At 56.5% G+C, this 23,540-nt stretch carries 20 protein-coding genes; 12 read left to right on the top strand and 8 right to left on the bottom strand.

Annotated features, from left to right (window positions below):
- Positions 1–7: 7 nt before the first annotated feature.
- From cpdA to FT726_RS06525, 7 genes are all read left to right on the top strand, one after another.
- A complete protein-coding gene (cpdA, locus tag FT726_RS06555; RefSeq protein ID WP_031280131.1) occupies positions 8–835 on the top strand; it encodes a 3',5'-cyclic-AMP phosphodiesterase in 828 nt (275 codons plus the stop codon).
- Positions 836–838: 3 nt separating this feature from the next.
- Complete coding sequence (gene yqiA, locus FT726_RS06550; RefSeq protein ID WP_058771368.1) at positions 839–1,420, top strand: esterase YqiA; 582 nt, start codon at positions 839–841, stop codon at positions 1,418–1,420.
- Positions 1,421–1,466: 46 nt separating this feature from the next.
- A complete protein-coding gene (parE, locus tag FT726_RS06545) occupies positions 1,467–3,362 on the top strand; it encodes a DNA topoisomerase IV subunit B (protein ID WP_021509608.1) in 1,896 nt (631 codons plus the stop codon).
- Positions 3,363–3,633: 271 nt separating this feature from the next.
- Positions 3,634–4,533, top strand: coding sequence for a LysR substrate-binding domain-containing protein (locus tag FT726_RS06540; RefSeq protein WP_346302579.1), 900 nt, complete (start codon positions 3,634–3,636; stop codon positions 4,531–4,533).
- Positions 4,534–4,791: 258 nt separating this feature from the next.
- Entirely contained in the window at positions 4,792–6,915 is a 2,124-nt protein-coding gene (locus FT726_RS06535) for an Ig-like domain-containing protein (RefSeq protein WP_346302578.1), read from the top strand.
- Positions 6,916–6,962: 47 nt separating this feature from the next.
- Entirely contained in the window at positions 6,963–7,841 is an 879-nt protein-coding gene (locus FT726_RS06530) for an OmpA family protein (protein WP_288421048.1), read from the top strand.
- Between the two features lie 205 nt (positions 7,842–8,046).
- Positions 8,047–11,172: an Ig-like domain-containing protein gene (locus FT726_RS06525; RefSeq protein ID WP_346302577.1), complete on the top strand. Its 3,126-nt coding sequence runs from the start codon at positions 8,047–8,049 to the stop codon at positions 11,170–11,172.
- Between the two features lie 71 nt (positions 11,173–11,243).
- Here the strand turns inward: FT726_RS06525 and FT726_RS06520 are convergent, their stop codons facing one another.
- Both FT726_RS06520 and FT726_RS06515 read right to left on the bottom strand, forming a co-directional pair.
- Positions 11,244–11,552: a putative quinol monooxygenase gene (locus FT726_RS06520; RefSeq protein ID WP_058759782.1), complete on the bottom strand. Its 309-nt coding sequence runs from the start codon at positions 11,550–11,552 to the stop codon at positions 11,244–11,246.
- A gap of 36 nt (positions 11,553–11,588) precedes the next feature.
- A complete protein-coding gene (locus FT726_RS06515; protein WP_059009793.1) occupies positions 11,589–12,170 on the bottom strand; it encodes an NAD(P)H-dependent oxidoreductase in 582 nt (193 codons plus the stop codon).
- Between the two features lie 162 nt (positions 12,171–12,332).
- Between FT726_RS06515 and FT726_RS06510 the strand changes: the two genes are divergently transcribed.
- Entirely contained in the window at positions 12,333–13,097 is a 765-nt protein-coding gene (locus FT726_RS06510; RefSeq protein ID WP_058771374.1) for a transporter substrate-binding domain-containing protein, read from the top strand.
- Between the two features lie 169 nt (positions 13,098–13,266).
- On the opposite strand, the gene FT726_RS06505 is transcribed toward FT726_RS06510, so the two are convergent.
- From FT726_RS06505 to FT726_RS06480, 6 genes are all read right to left on the bottom strand, one after another.
- The gene (locus FT726_RS06505; RefSeq protein WP_058759784.1) at positions 13,267–14,130 is read right to left on the bottom strand and encodes a ketose-bisphosphate aldolase; all 864 of its coding nucleotides are present in this window, start codon (positions 14,128–14,130) and stop codon (positions 13,267–13,269) included.
- 100 nt (positions 14,131–14,230) lie between these two features.
- Complete coding sequence (locus FT726_RS06500; protein WP_288421059.1) at positions 14,231–15,082, bottom strand: class II fructose-bisphosphate aldolase; 852 nt, start codon at positions 15,080–15,082, stop codon at positions 14,231–14,233.
- 9 nt (positions 15,083–15,091) lie between these two features.
- Positions 15,092–16,183 carry a PTS fructose transporter subunit IIC gene (locus tag FT726_RS06495; protein ID WP_346302576.1) on the bottom strand — a complete coding sequence of 364 codons (1,092 nt, stop codon included), beginning with the start codon at positions 16,181–16,183 and terminating at the stop codon, positions 15,092–15,094.
- A gap of 11 nt (positions 16,184–16,194) precedes the next feature.
- Entirely contained in the window at positions 16,195–16,509 is a 315-nt protein-coding gene (locus FT726_RS06490; RefSeq protein ID WP_021313325.1) for a PTS fructose transporter subunit IIB, read from the bottom strand.
- A gap of 23 nt (positions 16,510–16,532) precedes the next feature.
- Positions 16,533–17,003: a PTS sugar transporter subunit IIA gene (locus FT726_RS06485; protein WP_058771379.1), complete on the bottom strand. Its 471-nt coding sequence runs from the start codon at positions 17,001–17,003 to the stop codon at positions 16,533–16,535.
- 17 nt (positions 17,004–17,020) lie between these two features.
- Positions 17,021–18,580 (bottom strand): transcription antiterminator, encoded by a 1,560-nt coding sequence (locus tag FT726_RS06480; protein ID WP_058776535.1) that lies wholly within the window; start codon positions 18,578–18,580, stop codon positions 17,021–17,023.
- 377 nt (positions 18,581–18,957) lie between these two features.
- On the opposite strand from FT726_RS06480, the gene FT726_RS06475 reads away from it, so the two are divergent.
- The 4 genes from FT726_RS06475 (at position 18,958) to FT726_RS06460 (ending at position 23,467) form a co-directional block, all read left to right on the top strand.
- Entirely contained in the window at positions 18,958–19,632 is a 675-nt protein-coding gene (locus tag FT726_RS06475; RefSeq protein WP_288421064.1) for a glycosyltransferase family 25 protein, read from the top strand.
- A complete protein-coding gene (locus tag FT726_RS06470; RefSeq protein ID WP_288421065.1) occupies positions 19,629–20,315 on the top strand; it encodes a glycosyltransferase family 32 protein in 687 nt (228 codons plus the stop codon). Before FT726_RS06475 ends, FT726_RS06470 begins: the two co-directional genes overlap by 4 nt.
- Before the next feature lie 102 nt (positions 20,316–20,417).
- Positions 20,418–22,691 carry a DNA topoisomerase IV subunit A gene (parC, locus tag FT726_RS06465; protein WP_021509596.1) on the top strand — a complete coding sequence of 758 codons (2,274 nt, stop codon included), beginning with the start codon at positions 20,418–20,420 and terminating at the stop codon, positions 22,689–22,691.
- Between the two features lie 38 nt (positions 22,692–22,729).
- The gene (locus tag FT726_RS06460; RefSeq protein WP_058759788.1) at positions 22,730–23,467 is read left to right on the top strand and encodes a 1-acylglycerol-3-phosphate O-acyltransferase; all 738 of its coding nucleotides are present in this window, start codon (positions 22,730–22,732) and stop codon (positions 23,465–23,467) included.
- The last annotated feature ends 73 nt before the right edge of the window (positions 23,468–23,540 follow it).

The following is a 23,540-nucleotide window of genomic DNA, read 5'->3' as shown; positions in this document are numbered from 1 at the left end:
AAACGCTTTGGATAGCCTGCTAACTCTTCCTGCGGCAAATGGGTCCGATATCAGGATTTTACAAATTACGGATACCCATCTTTTCGCGGGAAAACATCAATCGCTGCTTGGAGTGAATACCTGGTCGAGTTTTGATGCGGTGCTGGACGCCATCGCGGCGCAACAGCGCGATTACGATCTGATTATCGCCACTGGCGATCTCGCCCAGGATCACACCGTCGAAGCTTATCAGCATTTTGTTGCGGGCATTGCACGTCTGCCGAAGCCGTGCGTCTGGCTGCCGGGCAATCACGATTTTCAGCCGGCGATGGTGGATACGCTGGCGCAGGCCGGCATCGCCGCGGACAAGCATGTGCTGCTCGGCGAGCACTGGCAGCTGGTGCTGCTGGACAGCCAGGTTTTTGGCGTGCCGCACGGCATGCTGAGCGACTATCAGCTGGAGTGGCTGGACCGCACGCTGCGTCAGTTCCCCGATCGCTACACGCTGGTGCTGCTGCACCATCATCCGCTGGCCTCTGGCTGTACCTGGCTTGACCAGCACAGCCTGCGCAATCCGCATCAGCTGGATGCGGTGCTGCAAAACTTCCCGCTGGCGCGCCACCTGGTGTGCGGCCACATTCATCAGGAGCTGGATCTCGACTGGCACGGCCGCCGCGTACTGGCGTCGCCTTCGACCTGCGTCCAGTTCAAACCGCACTGCACCAACTTCACCATTGATACCGTGGCGCCCGGCTGGCGCTGGCTGACGCTGCAGGCGGATGGCACGCTGCACACCGAAGTGAATCGTCTGCAGAGCGATCTGTTCCGTCCGGATCTGGATTCCGAGGGCTACTAAACCATGGCGGCGCTGATTTATCTGCACGGATTCAACAGCTCACCGCAGTCGGCTAAAGCGACGCAGTTACAGCAGTGGTGTCAGGCGCAGCATCCGCACATTGAGGTGCTGGTGCCGCAGCTGCCGACTTTTCCCGCTGAGGCTGCCGCGCTGCTGGAAGAGCTGGTGATGCAGTATGCCGGGGAACCGCTCGGGCTGGTGGGGTCATCGCTCGGTGGCTATTTTGCCACCTGGCTGTCGCAGTGTTTCATGCTGCCGGCGGTGGTGGTGAATCCGGCGGTGCGGCCGTTTGAACTGCTGGTGGATTATCTGGGTGAAAACCGGAATCCCTACACCGGCCAGCAATATGTGTTAGAGTCTCGCCACATTTACGATCTGAAAGTGATGCAGATTGACCCTCTGGAAGCGCCCGATCTACTCTGGCTGCTGCAACAAACCGGCGATGAAGTGCTCGACTATCGCCAGGCGCTGGATTACTACAGCGCGTGCCGTCAGACGGTAGAAGAGGGCGGCAATCATGCCTATATCGGATTCGAACGCCATTTTGCGCAGATGATTGATTTTCTGGGACTGAATACTCCCTGATGCTGCGGGATGGGCCCATTTTCCTATTGCTAATCAGACTGTTACGATGAGCCAATCTAGCTATAATGCTGACGCCATTGAGGTTTTAACCGGCCTCGAACCGGTACGTCGCCGTCCGGGCATGTACACCGATACCACACGCCCTAACCATCTGGGCCAGGAAGTGATCGATAACAGCGTCGATGAGGCGCTGGCCGGTCACGCCAAACGCGTGGAAGTCATCCTGCACGCCGATCAGTCGCTGGAAGTGATCGATGATGGCCGTGGTATGCCCGTCGATATCCACCCGGAAGAGGGCGTGCCAGCGGTCGAACTGATTCTCTGTCGCCTGCACGCCGGCGGTAAATTCTCCAACAAAAACTACCAGTTCTCCGGCGGCCTGCACGGCGTGGGGATTTCGGTGGTCAACGCCCTGTCGAAGCGTGTGGAAGTCACGGTGCGCCGCAACGGTGAGATTTACCAGATCGCCTTCGAAAACGGCGATAAAGTGCAGGATCTGGCGGTGATTGGTACGGTAGGCAAGCGTAACACCGGCACCAGCGTTCACTTCTGGCCAGACGAAAGCTTCTTCGACAGCCCGCGCTTCTCGGTCTCCCGCCTCAAGCATCTGCTGAAAGCCAAAGCGGTGCTGTGCCCGGGCGTCGAAATTGTCTTTAAAGACAAGGTGAACGATACCGAGCAAACCTGGCTGTATCAGGATGGCCTGACGGATTACCTGAGCGAAGCGGTGAATGGCCTGCCAACGCTGCCGGAAAAGCCGTTTGTCGGCAGCTTTGCCGGTGATGTGGAGGCAGTCGACTGGGCGCTGCTGTGGCTGCCGGAGGGCGGCGAGCTGCTGACCGAAAGCTACGTCAACCTGATCCCAACCATGCAGGGCGGAACGCACGTTAACGGCCTGCGTCAGGGCTTGCTCGACGCGATGCGCGAATTCTGTGAATACCGCAATATTCTGCCGCGCGGCGTGAAGCTGTCGGCGGAGGATATCTGGGATCGCTGCGCCTACGTGCTGTCGGTCAAAATGCAGGATCCGCAGTTTGCCGGACAGACCAAAGAGCGTCTCTCCTCACGCCAGTGCGCGGCGTTTGTCTCGGCGGTAGTGAAAGATGCCTTCAGCCTGTGGCTCAACCAGAACGTGCAGGCTGCCGAAATGCTGGCCGAGCTGGCGATCTCCAGCGCACAGCGTCGTATGCGCGCGGCGAAAAAGGTGGTGCGTAAAAAGCTGACCAGCGGACCGGCGCTGCCGGGCAAGCTGGCCGACTGTACCGCGCAGGATCTGAATAAAACCGAACTGTTCCTGGTGGAAGGGGATTCTGCGGGCGGCTCCGCCAAGCAGGCGCGCGACCGCGAATATCAGGCGATCATGCCGCTGAAAGGCAAGATCCTCAACACCTGGGAAGTGTCGTCGGATGAAGTGCTGGCGTCGCAGGAAGTACACGATATTTCGGTGGCGATCGGTATCGATCCGGACAGTGAAGATCTCAGCCAGCTGCGCTACGGCAAAATCTGTATCCTCGCGGATGCGGACTCTGACGGCCTGCACATTGCCACGCTGCTGTGCGCGCTGTTTGTGAGGCACTTCCGCTCGCTGGTGCAGCAGGGCCACGTCTATGTGGCGATGCCGCCGCTGTACCGCATCGACCTCGGTAAAGAGGTGTATTACGCGCTCGATGAAGACGAAAAAGAGGGCGTGCTGGAGCAGCTGAAGCGGAAAAAAGGCAAGCCGAACGTGCAGCGCTTTAAAGGTCTGGGTGAGATGAACCCGCTGCAGCTGCGCGAAACCACGCTCGATCCCAACACCCGTCGTCTGGTGCAACTGACGGTCGACGAAGAAGACGTCGAGCAGACGTTACGGATGATGGACATGCTGCTGGCGAAGAAACGCTCGGAAGACCGCCGCAACTGGCTACAGGAAAAAGGCGACCTCGCCGACCTCGAAGTGTGATGCAAACGGGACGCTGCGGCGTCCCTTTTTTATGCCGGCAACGTGTGCCATCGCTGCCCGTCCCGATCTGCCCTATCGCGCATGCCCGTTAATAAAAATCGCCGTGGGCGCGGCATAACCAGGTCCCCTGCTGACCCGGGCCAGCGATAATCCCTGCGTTTTGCTGCATTGTGGTATCCTGCCGCTGCTGAACGTGGAGCAATCTACCTCAGCAGTCGTGAGAACGAGGCTCAGACCGGTCTCGAAGTGGCAATGCGCTGAGGTAGGAAGAGTGAAAATCACACTGGAAAAGTTACGCGCCTGGGTCGCGGTGGTGGACACCGGTTCGATTACCGCCGCAGCGGAACAACTGGATCAAACCAGCTCCGGCATTAGCCGGGCGCTGAGCCGCCTCGAAAGCAAACTGCAAACCACGCTGCTGCACCGCACCACGCGTCGCCTGGCGCTGACCGAAGAGGGGCTGATTTTTCTCGATCACGCGCGGCAAATCCTCGCGTCGGTGGAGCAGGCCGAAGAGCATATCGCGCAGCGGCGCGACATTCCCTCCGGACGGCTGCGCGTCAACGCCAATACGCCGTTTACCCTGCATGTTATCGTGCCGCTGGTTGCCGAATTTTGCGCGCGCTATCCACAAATTCAGCTGGAGCTGAACACCGATGACATTGTCATCGACCTGCTTGAGCAGCAAACTGATATCGCTATTCGCATTGGTGAACTGCGCGACTCCACGCTGCGCGCGCGCGTGCTGGGCAGCAGCGCGATTCGCCTGCTGGCCAGTCCGGCCTATCTGGAAAAAGCCGGCGCGCCGCAGAGCGTGGAAGATCTACTGACGCACCAGTTGCTGGGATTCAGCCAGCTGGACGCGCACAATGTCTGGCCGGTATGGCAGCGTGAAGGCGAGTTTTTGCGCATCAAACCCACGCTGTGCGCGTCGAGCGGCGAAACCCTGCGCCAGCTGGCGCTGGCCGGCCAGGGCATTGTGCGGCTATCGGATTTTGTCAGCCGCGAGGATCGCGCCAGCGGCCGGCTGGTGCAGGTGCTGGAAAATGACACGCGCGAACTGCGCCTGCCGATTCACGCGGTGTACTATCGCAACCAGTCGCTCAGTTCCCGCATCACCTGTTTTCTGGATTTTTTACGGGAAAAAATTCAGGAAAATCATCTGTTATAGTCCGGTTCTGTTTGAATAACCTTTCCTGTTATGTTCTGCCTTCACTGATAAAAACGCTTTAATTCAATCGGTTAATGATTTAGCTATCTTTCGGTCGCCCATTTAAGAATTTTTTCCTAACGGGACATTTCTTATGTCTCGGATTTATCTCTTTCCGGATTATGTCGCAACTTTGAGCCCACCCAAGGGCAGAGCCAGGGAGATTGCGGCGCTTGCCTGCAAACGCGCAGTCAAAATTAATCGACGGAAGGAAGAATCATGAACGTTTCACCCGTAAGTGTGGCGGTTATCGATAAGAAAACCATAACCAAAGCGGAAGTGCTGCGCGCCGGTAAAGACGGCAAAGCAGTGAAGATTCAGGCAATTACCAACGGTAAATATCTGCTGACGCAGAACCAGGACGGCACCGCGCCTGAAAACATCACCGTTAAACGCGCAGGGAAAAACCTGCTGGTGATGCTGGAAGGCTCAGACGCCAGCAAACCGGATCTGATTATCGAAGATTTCTTCGCTAAATCCGGCACCTTAGTGGGTAAAGCGGAAGACGGCGAAATGCACGCTTACGTCGCGACGGACGGCAATGCCGACCACGAAGCGGCCGCGCTGGCCGACGGCGAAACTACCGCGCTGGCGCTGGGTGAAGGCAGCGTTGATGATAATTCCGGTTACGCACTGGCCAGCGGCTTTGAATGGTCGCCGGCGCTGATTGCGCTGGGCGGTCTGGCGGCTATCGCGGCAGCGGCAGGCCTCGGCTATGTCGCGGCGAAACACCACTACGACAATAACGACGGCAGCCACAGCGGCAAAGGTGAAGGCGGCGGTGGCAGCGGCGGCGGCGATATCAGCAAGCCCACCATCAGCGATGTGATTGATGATATCGGCGACGTCACCGGTTCGGTAGCAAATGGCGGCCGCACCGACGACACCATGCCCACCTTCAACGGCACCGGTACGCCAGGCAATACCATTGAAATATGGGATGGTGAGACGCTGCTGGGTGAAGTGCTGGTGGATGACGAGGGTAACTGGACCTTTACGCCGGAAAAACCGCTGGCGGCTGGCAATCACAGCATCGTTACCGCCGAGCGTAACGCCGAAGGCGTGGTGGGTGAAGAGAGCGATCCGTGGGAATTCATCATCGATCTGACTGCACCAGCCAAAGGCACCATTGGCAGCGTGATGGACGATATGCAGGATCCGCCGGTGCTGATCGAAAAAGGCGGCGTGACGAAAGACAATACGCCAACGCTGACCGGTAAAGCTGAAGCGGGCTCGACGGTAGAAATCTGGAACGATGGCGTGAAGCTGGGCACCGCAAAGGTGGACGCCGAGGGTAACTGGACCTTTACGGCTCCGGCGCTGCAGGATGGGCGACACGAGCTGAGCATCGTGGTGGTCGATCAGGTGGGTAATAAATCGCTGCCATCCGATCCGTTCATCGTGGATGTGGACACCGTGGCGCCGGAAAATCCGGGCATCGGCGTGATTAAAGACAGCGAAGGTAATCCGCTGGAAGACGGTTCCACCACAAAAGATCTGCGTCCGACGCTGGAAGGCAGCGGCAACGAAGGCGATATCGTGGTCATTATCGACAACGGCAAGCCCATTGGTTCGGTGATTGTAGAAGACGGCAAGTGGACCTTCACGCCAGAAAACAATCTGCAACCGGGCGAGCACGAGCTGGAAATCGTGGTGCGCGATCCGGCAGGCAACGAATCGCCGGCCTCTGACAAGGTCACGATTGGGTTTGAAGGCGACACGCAAGTGCCGGTCGATCCTGAACCTGTCGATGGCCTGCCCGATCCGGACGTTCCGGTTTCCGGCATGATTGAGCATATCTTTAAAGACAATAACGACGCCGGCGTGCGTACGCCAATCGAAAACGGCGGCGCGATGAACGATCCGAGCATAATCGTGTCCGGTAAAGGCGTGCCAGGCGAGCTGGTTACCATCTACATTGTCGGTCTCGAGAACAGCTACAGCTTCACTACCACGATTGGGGCTGATGGCAAATGGGAGCTGACGACGACGGATCTGGCAGATGATGTTTATCAGCTGCGCGGCGTGTTCTCCAGCGATGGCGAAGTGACCGGTAAAACGGACATTTATGCAGTAGAAGTCGACACCATTCCACCGCCGCCGCCAGAGATTAATGCGCTTGAGCTGGCCGGTCTCGATCTTTCGGCTCTGCTTTCGCTGGACAATCATGAACTGTTCAATGAGGCCGACGATCAGCCGCAGCCGATTAATGCGGAATTACTGCAGCTTAATAACGATGCGTTTAATGACTGGAATAATCAGGAAAGCCAGAGTGGTGTAATGGCTGAAAACAATTCCCAATCAGATGCGCTGTTCTTACAGAACGAAATCGAACAATTCTAATTTATCTGGAGCATACAGGTGCAATTTATTGCACCTGTGAAACTTAAATGAAAATTGCAAAAAAATTACTTTTAGCTTCACTGGTGTGTGCGCCAGTATTAACGACTTTTTCAACCCAGGCGCAAAATTCATTTGGTGCCGCATGGCGCAGTTTATCGCCGGTATCGGCAGAGCAGGCGCGGGTGGTTTATTATCGTCCGGCTTCATTAACCGGAGAAAAACCGGCGAATATTTATGTCGACGGTGAATTTCAGACGTCATTACTGGCCGGTGGCTATACGGTGTTTTGTGTCGCGCCGGGCACCCATTCGCTGGGCAGTTATGTCAACGATGCGCCAGATTATCAGGGTAAACGCGCGCAATCGTGGAGTGATAAACTGGCTGCCGGTAAAACCTACTACATTCGCGCTAACCTCGATGACAGCGGTCGTCCGCTGGTGGTCAGCCAGCAGCAGGCGCAGCAGGAATTGCTGAGCACCAAACGGCAGGCTCATCTGCTGTCGCGCGCATCATCGGTACAGCGTTGTCAGGAAGGAACGGCTGAAGCTTATGATAACTATGCGTTTTCATCTGACCTGCTGTTCCGCTTTGGCAGCGCCAACAGCAACGACATCTCCGCACAGGGGCGCGAAGCACTCAGCAGTTTTGCCGGCATGCTGAAAAAGGAAAATGCCGCTCAACGCCACATCATCGTCACCGGCTTTACCGATCCTATTGGTAGCGACAGCAGTAATATGGCGCTCGGCCAGCGTCGCGCCGAGGCGGTGAAAGCACTGCTGATCGCCCAGGGAATGAAGGCGGCCAATATCACCGCGCAAAGCATGGGGGAATCTCAGGTTAATACTAACTGTTCAGGCAACCTGCAGGAGCAGAAAGCATGCTATGCCAGCGAGCGCCGGGTTATTATCAGCGTTGAAAATAAGTGATCTGATTTAATTATTTTAGCAGCACATTCTCACATCTCATATTGATGAGGTGTGAGGCACTGTGCCTCGATAAAGTTATTAATGGTTCATATAACTTAATCAATTAAGACGTTTCTCGTATTGTCTGCAGACATAAAAAGCGAAATTAAACCTGTATTCGGCTGGAAATCCCGAAACATTATTTAACGTAAAAGGAATGCACATCATGGCTAATATTCAAGGTAAATTAGAGAACGCCCGCGTTATCTCGACCAAAGATCAGTTTTATCAATGGATCGATAAGGAAGTAAAAAATGCCAACGGCGGCAAGCTGGAGATCACAATCGATGGTACAGCGCACATTGTTGATATCAGCGAGGACGGCAAATGGTCATTCGACCCGAAAACCAGCTGGTTAGACGGCACCCATGTCATTCAGCTGGTATCGATTGATAAAGCGACTAACCCGAGTAATCCGACTATCTTCATTCTTGATATGGATACTACGCCTCCGGCGAAACCGGAAATCTGGCGCGTGATTGATGACGCTGCGGCGGAAGATCGCTACCTGACGCCGGGTGACGCCACCAGCGACAAAACGCCGGCGCTGTCTGGTGTGGCAGAACCTGGCACGATTGTTACCCTGTACGATAACGGTAAAGAGATCGGTTCAGTGGTAGCAGACAAAATGGGCGCATGGAGCATCACGCCGGAACTGGCAGACGGCGAGCACAAGCTGACCGTGATGGCGAAAGATACGGTTGGCCATGAAAGCCCGATTTCTGATGCTTTCAACCTGACGATTGCCGACGGTGTGGTCACTCAGGCAGTGAACGAAGCGGTATCTGAAACGCCAGCAGAATCAGCCTCTGTGGACGCGGCTGCGTTAACTGGTAAACCCGTTAAAACCATCAACACAAAAGTAATTACGATCGGCGGTACAAACGCGGAACCCAATGCATTAGTACAGATAGTAATTGATGATACAGTTTACACTACCCGCGCTGATGCCAGTGGCAAATGGCAGTTTGAGTCGCCGGAGCTGAAAGAGGGTTTACACGTTGCCGGCATTCGTTATCTGGACCGTGCGGGCAACTGGGGACCATCAACTCCGCTAATCTACAACATCGACACTTCTGCACCGGAAGCACCGCAAATTATGCGCGTGATTGATAATGAAGGCAGCGCGGATACCTATCTGACGCCGGGCAACTACACCAATGACAAAACCCCAACCCTGTACGGTGTTGCTCAGCCGGACAGCCTGGTCAAAATCTACGATATTTACTCCAAAGCGATTGGCAGCGTGAAAGCCGGTGCCGATGGCCGCTGGAGCTTCACGCCGGAACTGACCACCGACGGCACCCACGTGTTCAGCGCCAGCTACACCGATCGCTTCGGCGCCGAGAGCCCGCGCTCTGACAACTTCGCGCTGACGCTGGATGCCAAAGTGCCGGACGCGCCATCACTGAATGAGGTGTTCGATGACGAAGGCCGCGTTACCGGTCCGCTGAAGTCAGGTGACATTACCGATGACAAAACTCCAACCCTGTCGGGCAGGGGAGATGCGGGCGTGATCGTGCGCGTGTGGGACGGCGATAAACTGATCGGTTCAACCGTGGTGGACTCACGCGGGGAATGGAAACTGGAGGTTGAGCTGGGTGAGGGCGAGCACTCGCTGGTTGTGGATTCTATCAGTAAAGGCGGCACCGTCTCTGAGAAAACCGATCCGTTCAAACTGATTGTCGACAGTAACATTCTGCCAGCGCCGGTGGTGGATGAGATGGTCGCCAACAACGGCGATGAAGAGCGCGTACTGCAGCCAGGTGATTCCACCAACGACACCACGCCAGTGCTGCGCGGTGAAGGCAACAATGGCGACGTCATTTCCGTGATCGTTGATGGCGAGCCGGTGGCAAGCGCAATTGTTAGAGATGGCAAGTGGGAAATTGAATTGCCAGAACTGGCAGAGGGTTCGCATGATATTGAACTGATCGCCAAAGATCCGTCCACCGGCAAAGAGTCACCGACCTCTGATCCAATCAACGTGATTATCGATATTACGCCACCGGATCAGCCAAAACCACCGACGATCATCGATAACGAAGGGGATAAAAATGGTCCGGTTGAGCCAGGTCAGCCCATTGATGACAATCGTCCAGGCTTCGGCGGCGACGGCGGCAACCCGGGCGACAAAGTGGAAGTCATTATCGAAGACGGTACTGGTAATAAAGTGGTGATCGGCACCGGCATTGTCGGCGAAGACGGCAAGTGGGAAGTGAAACCTGAGAACCCAATCGATGACGGTAACTATCAGGTTATCATCGGGATCACCGATCCGGCTGGCAACGAATCGCAGCCCTCCGATCCTATCGATCTGATCATCGACACCAAAAAGCCAGGCTCGATGGAAGGCTCATACGTACTGGAGGATAACGTCGGTCCTATTCAGGGTAACATCGAAAATGGCATGGTTACCGATGATAAACAGCCAACCCTGAAGGGTACCTCACCGGATCTGTCGCAGGTGATCATTTACATCGACGATCTGGAGCCGATTGTAGTTGACGTTGTTGACGGCAAGTGGAGCTATGAGCTGCCAGAACTGGGCGAGGGCAACCATAAAATTGAAGTTCAGCCGGTGAGCCAGTCCGGTGTGAAAGGCGACAAAGAAGCCGCCATCAACTTTGACGTGGATACCACCAAGCCGGAGCCAGTAGAAGGTGGCCCTAAGGCTAACTTCGAAGGCGTGTTTGCGGATAAAACCGGCATTGAAATCCCGGTGCGTCCGGACACCAACGATGACACCCTGATTTTCAAAGGTAAGGGGTCAGAAAACGGTTCTATCGTGATGATTTGGGCCGACGAAGCGCGTGAGAATCTGATCGGCTCTACCGTGGTGCAAAACGGCGTGTGGCGCTATGAGTCTGACAAACTGGCAGAAGGCGATTATGCCTTTAACGTCACGATACGCGATGCGGCCGGTAACGAGCTGGTCATTGACCATACCGTTAAGACCAACGTCGACGTTACCCCGCCGCCGCCGCCAGAAATCAACTCGATCTTCGCTGCGGGTGCCACTGATGTAGAAGGACTGATGAGCATGTCGCTCAACGACATCATGGCGCAGGGCCAGGACTCTCTGTTCATCGACAACGGCAAGTCACAGCTGGTGGTGAATGCTAAACAGGGCGAGGCGCTGACGCTGGAAGACATCCTGCCAGCCGGTGAAGATGCCAGCTCCTGGCAGCAGGCGACCGGTACCGTCACCGTCGGTGGCAACGAGTACAACGTCTTCAGCAACGGTGATGCGGAACTGCTGGTGCAGAACCTGCACAACGAACAGCACTGATCATTGATTAGCCGCTAAACAAAAGCCCCGGTCGCAAAACCGGGGCTTTTTTTATGCACGCAGCGGAAAAATCAGGCGGTCGGTTCCAGCACCAGAATTTTCACGTCCACCACGTCATCTTTGATGGTGGCGCGGTGCGCATCCATGTGCGGCATCTGCTGATGCTGCTCCAGATGGCGCAGCGATTCCCATTGCTCGAGCATAAAGATCGAGTCTGGCGAGTTCTGCTTCCACGGCACCTGCGCCTGGTGATCGACCAGCGCATCGTACTGGTGGCAACCCTCTTCTTCCAGCACGACAGGGATCAGTTTATTAATCGCCTCCAGCACCTCCTGACGGCGGCCCGGCTTAACGCAAATTTCTGCAACCACAGTTAACATAACGCTTCCTTCTGTTTTTTCCCGGTGTGCTTACAGTTAAGCAAAGATCTGGCTGAGATGAGTCCGATAACGTGCGATATCGCGCGGCACGTCCGGCTGTTTAATCACGTCGTTACAGATAAAGGTCGGCAGACTTTCCATACCGAGGAACTGATTGGCTTTATGGAAGTGCAGGTACAGGCCGTCCACGCCGACGCCTTCAAAGAACTGGTCGGCATCGGTAAAGGCTTCCAGCGGGGCGTTCCAGGTCAGCGACAGCATGTATTTTTTGCCCTGAATCAGGCCGCCGGAACCGTACTTTTTGCTGGCATCGCTGCGCGAACGGCCATCGCTGGCGTACAGCGCGCCGTGGCCCAGAGTAAACACCTCATCGATGTACTTTTTCACCGTCCACGGCTCGCCCATCCACCAGCCCGGCATCTGATAAATCACCACGTCGCTGTCGAGGTATTTCTGCACTTCGTCCGCCACGTTGTAGTCGCTATCGGCAACGGTCACCTGAACCTCATGGCCCAGATCGCGCAGCTGGCTGGCCGCCACCTCGGTCAGGGTATGGTTCAGCTCGCCTTTGGAATGGGCAAAGGTCTTGCCGCCGTCGATAATCAAAATCTTGCTCATGGATAATTCGCTCCGTTTCTCATAGATGCCGCCCACTCTACGCGCGCGCGCGGGGCAAAAAAATGCGTGATTGATCACAAGACTTTTGCTCTCAAAGCAATAATGCCGTCACTTATGCAACAATCCACACGCAAACCAACATCCACTTAAAAAGAACACACCATGAAAACTGTGATACTGAGTGCCTTAGTTCTGGTGGCCGGCGCGGCTCAGGCGCAATCCCACCTTGATGACGTTCGCCAGAGCAAAACCCTGAAGGTCTGCACCACCGGTGATTACAAGCCTTACACCTTTCTGCGCAGCGACGGCCAGTATGAAGGGCTGGACATCAGCATGGCGCAGTCGCTGGCCGCCAGCCTCGGCGCAAAGGTGCAGTGGGTACCAACCACGTGGAAAACCCTGAGCGAGGATTTCGTGGCGAAACAGTGTGATATCGCGCTGGGCGGTGTCTCCGTGACGCTTAAGCGCCAGCAGATTGCCTGGTTCGCCCAGCCGCTGGGCGTCGATGGCAAGATTCCGCTGGTGCGCTGCGCGGATAAAGCGAAGTACCAGACGGTTGAGCAGATCAACCAGCCGCAGGTGCGGGTAATCGAGCCGGCCGGTGGCACCAACGAAGCGTTTGTGCACAGTCATCTGCCGCAGGCCAGCCTGCAACTGGCGGAGAACACCGGCATTTTCCAGCAGCTGGTGGATAACAAAGCCGACGTAATGATTACCGATGCTTCCGAAGCGCTGTTCCAGCAGCAGCACTATCCGTCGCTGTGTGCCATCAATCCGCAACAGCCGATGCAATATGGCGAGAAGGCTTACATGATCCCGCGTGATGATATGAGCTGGAAGCTGTATGTCGATCAGTGGCTGCACCTCAGCACTGCCACCGGCGAATATGCGCAGATCGCCAGACAGTGGCTGGGCGTAGTGAAGTAATCGTTAGCGATAAAGGGAATTACGACAGGCGTTACCGTCCCGTAGCGGCGCAATTTATTGCGCAATCAGCAGCAGTGCGGCGGGTGAATACGCGCGATAAATAAAGCCGCTACGGCATGTGCAACTGACATCCTGCACTTCCGTAGCGGCCCTATTTATTATTTTGAAATCAACGATACAACCCGGCTTTACCCAGCCCGCCAAACAGATTCATCTTGTAGCGAATCACCGCTTTCGCGGCGGCGATGGCGTCCGGATAAATCACATTCGGATCCCACCAGCTCTCCCGCGCGAGGATCTCGCGCAGTCTGGCGAAATAGGCGAACTTCATGTCGCTGGAGATATTAATCTTGCCCACGCCCAGCGTCACCGCCTCGGCAATCTCCGCGTCCGGGTTGGCCGAACCGCCGTGCAACACCAGCGGAATATCTACGCGCTGGGAGATTTCCTTCAGAATGTGCATCTGCAGCTCCGGTTTCATATCTTTGGGATAGATACCGTGCGCGGTGCCAATTGCCACCGCCAGCGTATCGACGCCGGTGCGCTGCACAAAATCTTCCGCCTGCGCCGGTTCGGTGTAAATCACCTTGCTCACGCCGCCTTCCACCGTGGTACCGGTATCGCCGATGGTGCCGAGCTCGCCTTCTACCGACACGCCCACCGCGTGCGCCAGCTTCACCACCTCTTTGGTCAGCGCCACATTCTCTTCGTACGGCAGCAACGAGCCGTCAATCATTACCGAGGTAAAGCCGCACTGAATAGCGCGCAGCACCTGCGCAATTGAAGCGCCGTGATCGAGGTGAATAGTGAACGGCACGCGGCTTTTCAGGGTGCGTTCGCGCACGTAGCCAAAAAATTCATCGGTGACAAATTCCAGTTCGCTCGGATGGATAGAAATAATGGCGGGCGTATTGGTGGCTTCGGCTTCTTCCACCACGGCCCGGATAAAGCAGCTGTCAGCGACGTTAAATGCGCCGATGGCGAAGCGATGTTCACGGGTCGGGGCCAGCATCTCTTTCATTGAAATCAACATGTTTATGTTTCCTTAGCGTGAGTTTTACCAGAGCCGGCGCACGCGCCGACCCGATGAGGGATAAAAAGAAACCGGTGGAGATTGCGCTGCGATCGGGGCGTCAGTAGCGGTTTGCCGACCCTGACCAGCTCAGATATTCAATAACCACTTCGCGACAGGCGGATTCCATCAGCGCCAGCATATCTGCCAGCTCGGCCTGCGGATGCTGGCGCAGCGCCTGCTGCACCGCGTGCTTACCGGCGTCGAACACCGCAGCGCCGACGTTGATCTTGGCGACGCCACAGGCGCTGACGCGGCGTATATCCTCCGCCGGGGTGCCCGAGCCGCCGTGCAGCGCCAGCGGCCGCGTCGTCACCGCGTCCAGCTGCTGCAGTCGCTCGAAGTCGATCTTCGGCTTTACGCCCGGCGCATAAAGTCCGTGCGCGGTACCGACCGAAATCGCCAGCAGATCGATGCCGGTCTGCTCAATAAACGGCAGCACGTCTTCTACCCGCGTCATCTTCACGGCGGCATCGGCCAGTTCATATGTGGGCGCATCGGCGATATGCCCCAGCTCGCCTTCAACGCACACGCCAGCGGTATGCGCCATCTTTACTACCGCTGCGGTCTGACGAATATTGTCCGCCAGCGGTTCGGCCGATGCGTCAATCATCAGCCCGGTAAAGCCGGCGCGAAACGCCTGACCAATCAGCGGAAAAGCTTTGCCGTGGTCGAGCGCCAGCGCCACCGGCACCGCGGCCTGAGCGGCCAGCGCCTGTACCAGCGGCGCCGCCACCGCTGGCGGAAAATGCGCGCTGTGACCCTGATACACATTGAGGATCAGTGGCGCGCGCTGCTGTTCCGCCGCCTGAATCGCCGCGCGGGCGGTTTCGAGGTTGAAGCAGTTGATCGCCAGCACCGCGTACTTGTGCTGGAAGGCGTCCTGAATCAGGTCATTCATCATGGCAAACATGCGGGCTCCTTATTCCAGAGTGAATTTGATCTCTTCATCGCGGACGCCGGGTGCTTCCACGTCATCGAACTCTTCATCCTGCTGCGTGACCGGTTTTTTCATCACCGACAGCATCACGCCGCACACCACGGTGCCGATGCCGAGCGCCAGGCAGAACAGCCACGGTTTAGTGAACAGCGGCACCACGAACATGCCACCGTGCGGCACCGGCGCTTCCACGCCCCACACCATAATCAGTCCGCCGGCCAGCGCTGAGGCCACCACGCAGCTGGCCACCACGCGCAGCAGGTCGCGTGCCGCAATCGGAATCACACCTTCGGTAATCATGCAGATGCCCATCGGGAAGGCGGCTTTCAGCGCCTCTTTCTCTGCTTTGGTGTATTTGTGGCGCGTCAGCAGATAAGAGAGGGTGATGCCGAACGGCGGAATGATGGAGCCGACAAACTTCACCGCTTCCGGACCGTAAATGCCGTCGACCAGCATGCCGTCGGCGAACAGCGACATGGTCTTATTGATCGGCCCGCCAAAGTCGAAGGTAGCCATCGCGCCGAGGATGGCGCCCATCACGAACTTTGAGCCGCCCTGCATGGACTCCAGCAGATGAATCAGCGTCTTTTGCAGCCAGACGATCGGCTGGCCGATAAAGGTCATCATCAGCAGCCCGGCGATGATGGTGCTGAGCAGCGGCAGCACCATGATCGGCATCAGCCCCTGCATCGACTGCGGCAGCCTGATCACCCGGCGCAGCAGCAGCACGGTGTAGCCAACGAGGAAACCTCCCAGAATGCCGCCGATAAAGCCGGTGCCGATCTGGCCGTAGATAAAGCCGACGATCAGGCCAGGCGCAAAGCCGGGACGATCGGCAATGGAGTAGGCGATGGCGGCGCTGATCAGCGGCACAATCAGCCCCATGCCCCAGCCGCCGATCTGGTTCAGCATCCACGCAATGCTGCCGGTCTGCTTGCCGACGTCCGGCCCGCCAATCACCTGCCCGAGCGCGATGCAGATGCCGGCGGCGACGATCAGCGGGATCATCCATGAGATGCCGGTGAGCAGATGGCCTTTAATCTCCTGGCCGTACTGACGTTTGTGATCGCTCATGATCGATCTCCTCAGGCGCGCGCCAGTGAATCCGCCACTTTTTCGAGGAATTTCACCGGTGACTTGATCACCACTTCGGTTTTCACTCGCACGATGGGTTTGCCCTGAAAGCGCTCTTCGCCGTTGATCTTGACGTCAACCGCAAGGATCACCACGTCAGCGGCGTCGATCTGCTCACGCGTCAGCGGCGTTTCAGTGCCGATGGTGCCCTGGGTTTCAACGTGGATGGTGTGGCCCAGCGCGTGAGCCCCCTTAATCAGTTTTTCGCGCGCAATGTAGGTATGCGCGATGCCTGCGGTGCAGGCCGCTACACAGACGATATTCATGTGGCACCTCAAGGTGTTGGGTGTTAACAGAGGTCGGTTTCGGCGTACTGACTAAACAGCCGGATGATATTGCCGGGGTCATTCTCCGCCAGCAGTCGGGCTATCACCTCATCATCGGCCAGCGCGCTGGCCACCTGCGACAACAGGCGAATATGGGTGGTGTTCTGATCTTCCAGCCGCACGGCGAACAGGATGATGCAGCGCACCTGGCTGCCATCCAGCGTTTCCCACGGAATGTCCTGCTGGGTGCGGCCGATGGCGAGCGTGGTTTGTCTGACCGCCGACGATTTGCCGTGCGGAATAGCGATATGGTTCTCGAAGCCGGTCGAGCCTTCCGCTTCACGCAGCCAGACATCGGCAATAAACGCGGCGCGATCGCTGATGGCGCCGTCGCTCACCAGCAGATCGGTGAGTTCGTTGATCGCCTCTTCTTTACTGGTGGCGCTGAGCGCCAGGTTAACGCGGCGCGGCGTCAGAATGCGGGAAATGTCCATGGTTGCTCCTCATTCAATCAGTGTGCGGCCAACGCGCAGGGCGTGCCGTTGGGCAGCTGGCTGCCAATCATGGCGTCAGTGACCCGCCGGATATCGTCATCATTAAAAAAGGCGCTGACATACACGGCCGGAATGGCACCGGCATCGAGGTGGATGGTGGTGATCACCAAATCCACCGCGTGGTGCTGACAAAACGCCGCCTGATTGCTGGCTGACACCACGCCGGCAATTTCCCAGTCCGGAAAGGCGCGTAAAATGCGGCTCTTGAGCAGGTGTGAGGTGCCCACGCCGCTGGAGCACACCACCAGGATGCGTTTGTGGGCGATCTGCCGCTCCAGTGCCGCCTGGAAATGGACGCACAGATAACCAATTTCATCCTCAGCCACCGGCGACAGGGCGAAGGTGCGCGCGGTCAGCTGCATTGCCTGCTGGGTCAGAGAAAATATCTCTTTCATTTCCTGTTTAATATCATCCAGCAGCGGATTGCGAATATGAATGTGATATTTAAGCCGGTTTAATAATGGCTTTATATGCACCAGTAAACCGTCAAATAATAAACGGTCCTGAGATAAGTCCTGCTGAATAAACGCCGAGAAACGATCAATTAATTCGCAGGTTATTTTAACCGACTCGGCAGTGGAAAATTGATTATGCAGCGTCACCTGATCGCCACGCTCTTCCACCACAATGCCGGAGGAGACGATATATTGATAAATAAAACCGACTTCATCGGCCGGCAATGCACAGCCGATGCGCTGCTCAATGCGCGCCACCATCTGCCGGGCAATGGTGAGAATCGACTGATCCAGATCGTGCGCGGTGGTGAGAATGTCCAGCGCCAGCGCGTTGCCCTGCGCCATGCGGTGCATCATGATCAGGATGTGCGTGCACAGATTGAGATACCAGGCATCGCCCAGCGGATAACTCAGCTGCTGCTCCATCTGTTGCAGCAGCGTCTGCACAAAGGCCACATCCTCTTCGCCAAAATAGTGCACCAGCGCCTGCTGGCTGCCGGGATCGAGCCGCGGCAGCAGTGGCGTGCCGGCGACCTGTTGCTGCATCACATCGTTGATCAGCGACACCATCGCCTGACGCAGCGCCTGCTCATGGCCCTCTATGTGCGTGCCGCCCGGGCCGCGTTGCAGCGTTAATCCCAGCGGCTGCAGCCACTCTTCAATCACTTTCAGGTCGTTCACAATCGAGGCGTGGCTGATAAAGTAGCGCTCGGACAGCTTGCTGATTGACGTGGCGCGCGGTGCATCGCTCAGGAGCTGGGAGGCGATTTTTATCCGCCGGCTGTTATGACTGAGCGCGTCGCCGGCCTCGTCGCCGTTCAGCTGCTGCTCCAGCTGCAAACGCTGCTGCATATCCTCAACCCGCAGCCGCACACCGCGGCCAGGGGTTTTCTCCAGCGTCAGCGCCCAGTTGCTGAGCCAGCTCTCCAGCCACTGCAGGTCGCGCTGAATGGTCTTTCCGGAGACACCGAGCTGTAACGCCAGCTGACCAATCGGCTGCGGCGCCGCCTGTTGCAACAGCAATTTCACTAACCGGTGTTGTCGCGAAGTCAGTATTTGCATTCGGTCACCCTTTATTTTGGTAAAACCTAATGGGATTTTTCCTTGTGGCATTTATTTCATTGCCAGCAAGCCGTCGCGAAAAAGGTGTGTCGTATGGAGTATGAATTTAGGAAAGGATGGCGGCAGCAACAATACTAAATGTTGTCCCGTCAGGCGGACAGCATTAATACACCGGGAACCAAAGAGCTAAAGTGATCACACTAAGATGCGGAGGTAAGGTTATTTACGTGATGCTGTTCACACTCTTTGGCTATTTTAAATTACAAACAGTATTAAACCCGTCGTTATCTTTTTCCTGTTTGCTCACTGACTGATTTAAGTTTTTTCGGATTATGGCCGTCAGATAGGATTATCATCGTTATCAGGGGCTGGCATCTATGGTGCTTAACTGGGATCTCATCGACAAAATCGTTTACATCAATCTCAAAGATCGTACCGACCGCAAAAGCAGTATAAAGCAGCAACTCAGGAAACTTGCTGTGCCGGAAAACAAGATCTTCAGGTTTGAAGCGAAGCGCCATCTGTTGGGCCACATTGGTTGTGCGCAATCTCATCTGGCGATACTGGAGCGCGCTATCAATCAGAACTGGGGCCATGTGCTGATTTTAGAAGATGACATGAGTTTTAATCATGATGCTGCAAGTCAGGCTGCCCTGGCATACACCTTCGATGTGTTGCCTTCCCTGCAATGGGATGTCACCTTACTGAGCGCGAATTATCACCGTGTGATTCCTTTTAAAAGTACGACCAGGCTGGTTAAGCCGCTGCATGCCTGGTGCGCCTGTGCTTATCTGGTGAACAAGAATTATTTTTCAGAATTACGAAATAATATGGCCGAATCGGTGGAGCGCTTGTTACAGGGCGGCGCAAAGCATCAGTTTGCTGTTGATGTGCACTGGATGCAGCTTATGCAGCGTGGTCGCTGGCTGGGTATGCATCCTGTTGCGGGCCATCAACTGCCGGGCGAATCAGATATTGAAGGCCAGTTTATGAATTACAAGTCTGAATTTTATAAGGATATTACTGAAATTAGTGTGGAGCCGCGGTCATGAAAATGCCCAAAACCATGCATATCGTGTGGGTCGGCGATGATTCCCGCATGCCACGTGAAATGATCGAAAGCTGGAAAACCTTCAATCCTGACTGGAAGGTAAAAGTCTGGGGTAATTCGGAAGTTAAAAGCACGCGCTGGATTAACCACAAGCATCTCCACACCATGCTCAAAGCCCGCTGTTACAGCGGCGCTGCGGATATCATGCGCTATGAGATTTTATTCCGGCAGGGCGGTTTTGCCCTTGATGCGGACAGCTTTTGTCTGCGGCCACTGGAAGACTGGCTATTTGATAGCCAGGTCTGTGCCAGTATGGAAAACGAATATGCCAGGCCTGGCCTGATCGCTAATGGCTACCTCGCGGCAGAAGCACAGGCGGCGTTACTGGCCGAAATCATCATGGCTATCGAGAAAAAAGAAGATGTCCTTGCCGACCTGCCGTGGAAAATAACCGGGCCGCAATTGCTCACCGACACTATCAACCGTCTGCGCTACAGCAATCTCACGCTATGGCCAAGCCACTATTTTATCCCCCGCCATTTTTCCGGCGAAGAGTATTTGGGCAGCGGCCATGTTTTTGGTCATCAGCTCTGGGCAACCACTTACAATATTAACAATGTACTTTCTGAAACTTACGCACAGCGCCAGGCCCAACTTAAGGAAAAGAACGGCGCCGCAAGTTAACCGGCTTCCCTGTGACTAAATCCCGCGAATAAGGTACTATCCTCGCCAAATGACCGCCGGATGACCCGCCGTTGCGGGCCACGAAGTGAGGATGCCAGCTTAATGAGTGAAATGACACAGGATGGCGCAGAGCGTCTTGCCCTGCACAAGTTTACTGAAAACGCGTACCTGAACTACTCCATGTACGTGATCATGGACCGTGCGCTGCCGTACATCGGTGACGGTCTCAAGCCGGTGCAGCGCCGCATTGTTTATGCCATGTCCGAGCTGGGGCTTAACGCCAGCGCAAAATTCAAGAAATCGGCGCGTACCGTGGGTGACGTGCTGGGTAAATACCATCCGCACGGCGACAGCGCCTGCTACGAAGCCATGGTGCTGATGGCGCAGCCGTTCTCCTACCGTTATCCGCTGGTGGATGGTCAGGGCAACTGGGGTGCGCCGGACGATCCGAAATCCTTTGCGGCGATGCGTTACACCGAATCGCGCCTGTCGAAATATGCCGAAGTGCTGCTCAGCGAACTGGGGCAGGGCACGGTGGATTACATCCCGAACTTCGACGGCACGCTGCAGGAGCCGAAAATGCTGCCGGCGCGCCTGCCGAACATCCTGCTCAACGGCACCACCGGCATCGCCGTGGGTATGGCGACCGATATTCCGCCGCACAACCTGCGCGAAGTGGCCGAAGCCGCGGTGCGCCTGATCGACAAGCCCAACACCACGCTGGATGAGCTGCTGGAGATCGTGCAGGGGCCGGACTTCCCGACCGAAGCCGAGATCATCACGCCGCGCGACGAGATCCGCAAGATCTACCAGAACGGCCGTGGTTCAATCCGCCAGCGTGCGGTGTGGAAAAAAGAGGATGGCGAGGTGGTGATCACCGCGCTGCCGCATCAGGTGTCGGGTGCGCGCGTGCTGGAGCAGATCGCCAGCCAGATGCGCAATAAAAAGCTGCCGATGGTGGAGGATCTGCGCGATGAATCGGATCACGAAAACCCGACGCGGCTGGTGATTGTGCCGCGCTCCAATCGGGTGGATCTCGATCAGGTAATGAACCACCTGTTTGCCACTACCGATCTGGAGAAGAGCTACCGCGTTAACCTCAACATGATCGGGCTGGATAACCGTCCGGCGGTGAAAAACCTGCTGGAGATCCTTTCGGAATGGCTGGTGTACCGCCGCGATACCGTGACGCGCCGTCTCAATCATCGCCTGGAACGCGTACTGCGTCGTCTGCATATCCTCGAAGGTTTGCTGGTGGCGTTCCTCAATATTGATGAGGTGATTCACATCATCCGCAGCGAGGATGAGCCGAAGCCGGTGCTGATGTCGCGCTTTGACATCAGCGAAACCCAGGCCGAAGCGATTCTGGAACTGAAACTGCGCCATCTCGCCAAACTGGAAGAGATGAAGATTCGCGGTGAACAGGCCGAGCTGGAAAAAGAGCGCGATCAGCTGCAGGCGATCCTCGCCTCTGATCGCAAAATGAGTAACCTGCTGAAGAAAGAACTGCTGGCCGACAGCCAGACCTACGGCGACGATCGCCGCTCGCCGCTGCATGAACGTGAAGAAGCGAAAGCGCTGAGCGAGAACGAGCTGGTGAGCGCTGAGCCGGTCACCATTGTGCTGTCGCAGATGGGCTGGGTGCGCAGCGCCAAAGGTCACGATATCGATCCGGCAGGATTAAGCTACAAAGCCGGCGACAGCTACCGTGCCGCCGCGCGCGGCAAGAGCAACCAGCCGGTGGCGTTTATTGACTCCACCGGCCGCAGCTATACGCTGGATCCGACCTCGCTGCCGTCGGCGCGCGGGCAGGGAGAGCCGCTCACCGGCAAGCTGACGCCACCGCCGGGTGCGGTGATTGAGCAGGTGCTGATGGAAGCGGACGATCAGAAGCTGCTGATGGCCTCCGACGCCGGCTACGGCTTCATCTGTACCTTTGCCGATCTGGTGTCGCGCAACCGCGCCGGTAAAGCGCTGCTGACGTTGCCGGAAAACGCCAAAGTGATGACGCCGCTGGCGGTGCACTCTGGCGACGACATGCTGCTGGCCATCACCCAGGCGGGGCGGATGCTGATGTTCCCGGTGGCCGATCTGCCGCAGATGTCGAAAGGCAAGGGCAACAAGATTATCTCGATTCCGTCCGCGGACGCCGCCGCGGGCGTGGACAAGCTGCAGTGGCTGCTGATTCTGCCGCCGGGCAGTTCCATCACTATCTATGTCGGCAAGCGTAAGCTGATCATGCGTGATGAAGATCTGCAGAAAGTGCGTGCTGAGCGCGGCCGTCGCGGTAGCGTATCGCGCGGACTGCAGCGGATCGATAGCGTGGAAGTGAATGCGCCAGCGCGGCCAAAAAGTGACGCGAATAGCGAAGAGTAAGACTGAAAAGGCGAAGGACTGCCACATTTGAGGAAGCTATGTTACTAATTTTACGCACGTTGATCGTTGTGATTTATTCGATTCTGGTTTGTGTGTTTGGCAGCATCTGGTGTCTGTTTTCACCGCGTAATCCGCGCCACGTGGCGACCTTTGGTCACATGTTTGGTCGTCTGTCGACGGTGTTTGGCGTCAAAGTCGAACTGCGTAAACCGGCGGATGCCGAAAGCTACGGTAACGCGATTTACATCGCTAACCATCAGAACAACTACGACATGATCACCGCCGCCAATATCGTGCAGCCGACCACGGTCACGGTGGGCAAGAAAAGCCTGCTGTGGATCCCGTTCTTCGGCCAGCTCTACTGGCTGACCGGTAACCTGCTGATTGACCGCGATAACCGCGCCAAAGCGCACGGCACCATCGGCGAGCTGGTGGCGCAGTTCAAAAAGAAGAAAATTTCCTTCTGGATGTTCCCGGAAGGGACGCGCAGCCGCGGACGCGGTCTGCTGCCGTTCAAGACCGGCGCGTTCCATGCGGCGGTGGCGGCGGGCGTGCCGATCATCCCGGTGGTGGTCTCTAACACCCACGGCAAAATCAAACTGAATCGCTGGAACAATGGCTTAGTGATCGTGGAAATGCTGCCGCCAGTGGATACCACGCAGTTTGAAACCACGTCGGTACGTAAACTGGCGACCCACTGCCGTGAATTAATGTCTGCTAAGCTGGAAGAGTTGAACGCTGAAGTCGCCGAACGCGAAAAAAACGGTAAAATCTAGCCGGCAAAAAATGGCTCACCCGCAGCGCGTGCTATGGCTCGAGCTGTCGGGTGCATTGATGCGCGCCGTGTCC

Origin of the sequence: Pantoea sp. Morm, assembly GCF_016643525.1 — a bacterium.
Taxonomy (GTDB): domain Bacteria; phylum Pseudomonadota; class Gammaproteobacteria; order Enterobacterales; family Enterobacteriaceae; genus Pantoea; species Pantoea dispersa.
The sequence above is the reverse complement of the archived record's forward strand: the minus strand, read 5'-3'. Positions and strand labels throughout refer to the sequence as shown.

Coding starts and splice junctions, on each gene's coding strand:
- FT726_RS06505 (WP_058759784.1), bottom strand. CDS start 14,130: ATGTTGATTTCAATGAAAGAGATGCTGGCCCCGACCCGTGAACATCGC.
- FT726_RS06485 (WP_058771379.1), bottom strand. CDS start 17,003: ATGGACATTTCCCGCATTCTGACGCCGCGCCGCGTTAACCTGGCGCTC.
- parC (WP_021509596.1), top strand. CDS start 20,418: ATGAGTGAAATGACACAGGATGGCGCAGAGCGTCTTGCCCTGCACAAG.
- FT726_RS06495 (WP_346302576.1), bottom strand. CDS start 16,183: ATGAGCGATCACAAACGTCAGTACGGCCAGGAGATTAAAGGCCATCTG.
- FT726_RS06480 (WP_058776535.1), bottom strand. CDS start 18,580: ATGCAAATACTGACTTCGCGACAACACCGGTTAGTGAAATTGCTGTTG.
- yqiA (WP_058771368.1), top strand. CDS start 839: ATGGCGGCGCTGATTTATCTGCACGGATTCAACAGCTCACCGCAGTCG.
- FT726_RS06460 (WP_058759788.1), top strand. CDS start 22,730: ATGTTACTAATTTTACGCACGTTGATCGTTGTGATTTATTCGATTCTG.
- FT726_RS06525 (WP_346302577.1), top strand. CDS start 8,047: ATGGCTAATATTCAAGGTAAATTAGAGAACGCCCGCGTTATCTCGACC.
- FT726_RS06530 (WP_288421048.1), top strand. CDS start 6,963: ATGAAAATTGCAAAAAAATTACTTTTAGCTTCACTGGTGTGTGCGCCA.
- FT726_RS06515 (WP_059009793.1), bottom strand. CDS start 12,170: ATGAGCAAGATTTTGATTATCGACGGCGGCAAGACCTTTGCCCATTCC.
- FT726_RS06500 (WP_288421059.1), bottom strand. CDS start 15,082: ATGTTTGCCATGATGAATGACCTGATTCAGGACGCCTTCCAGCACAAG.
- FT726_RS06520 (WP_058759782.1), bottom strand. CDS start 11,552: ATGTTAACTGTGGTTGCAGAAATTTGCGTTAAGCCGGGCCGCCGTCAG.
- FT726_RS06490 (WP_021313325.1), bottom strand. CDS start 16,509: ATGAATATCGTCTGTGTAGCGGCCTGCACCGCAGGCATCGCGCATACC.
- FT726_RS06510 (WP_058771374.1), top strand. CDS start 12,333: ATGAAAACTGTGATACTGAGTGCCTTAGTTCTGGTGGCCGGCGCGGCT.
- FT726_RS06535 (WP_346302578.1), top strand. CDS start 4,792: ATGAACGTTTCACCCGTAAGTGTGGCGGTTATCGATAAGAAAACCATA.
- parE (WP_021509608.1), top strand. CDS start 1,467: ATGAGCCAATCTAGCTATAATGCTGACGCCATTGAGGTTTTAACCGGC.
- FT726_RS06475 (WP_288421064.1), top strand. CDS start 18,958: ATGGTGCTTAACTGGGATCTCATCGACAAAATCGTTTACATCAATCTC.
- FT726_RS06470 (WP_288421065.1), top strand. CDS start 19,629: ATGAAAATGCCCAAAACCATGCATATCGTGTGGGTCGGCGATGATTCC.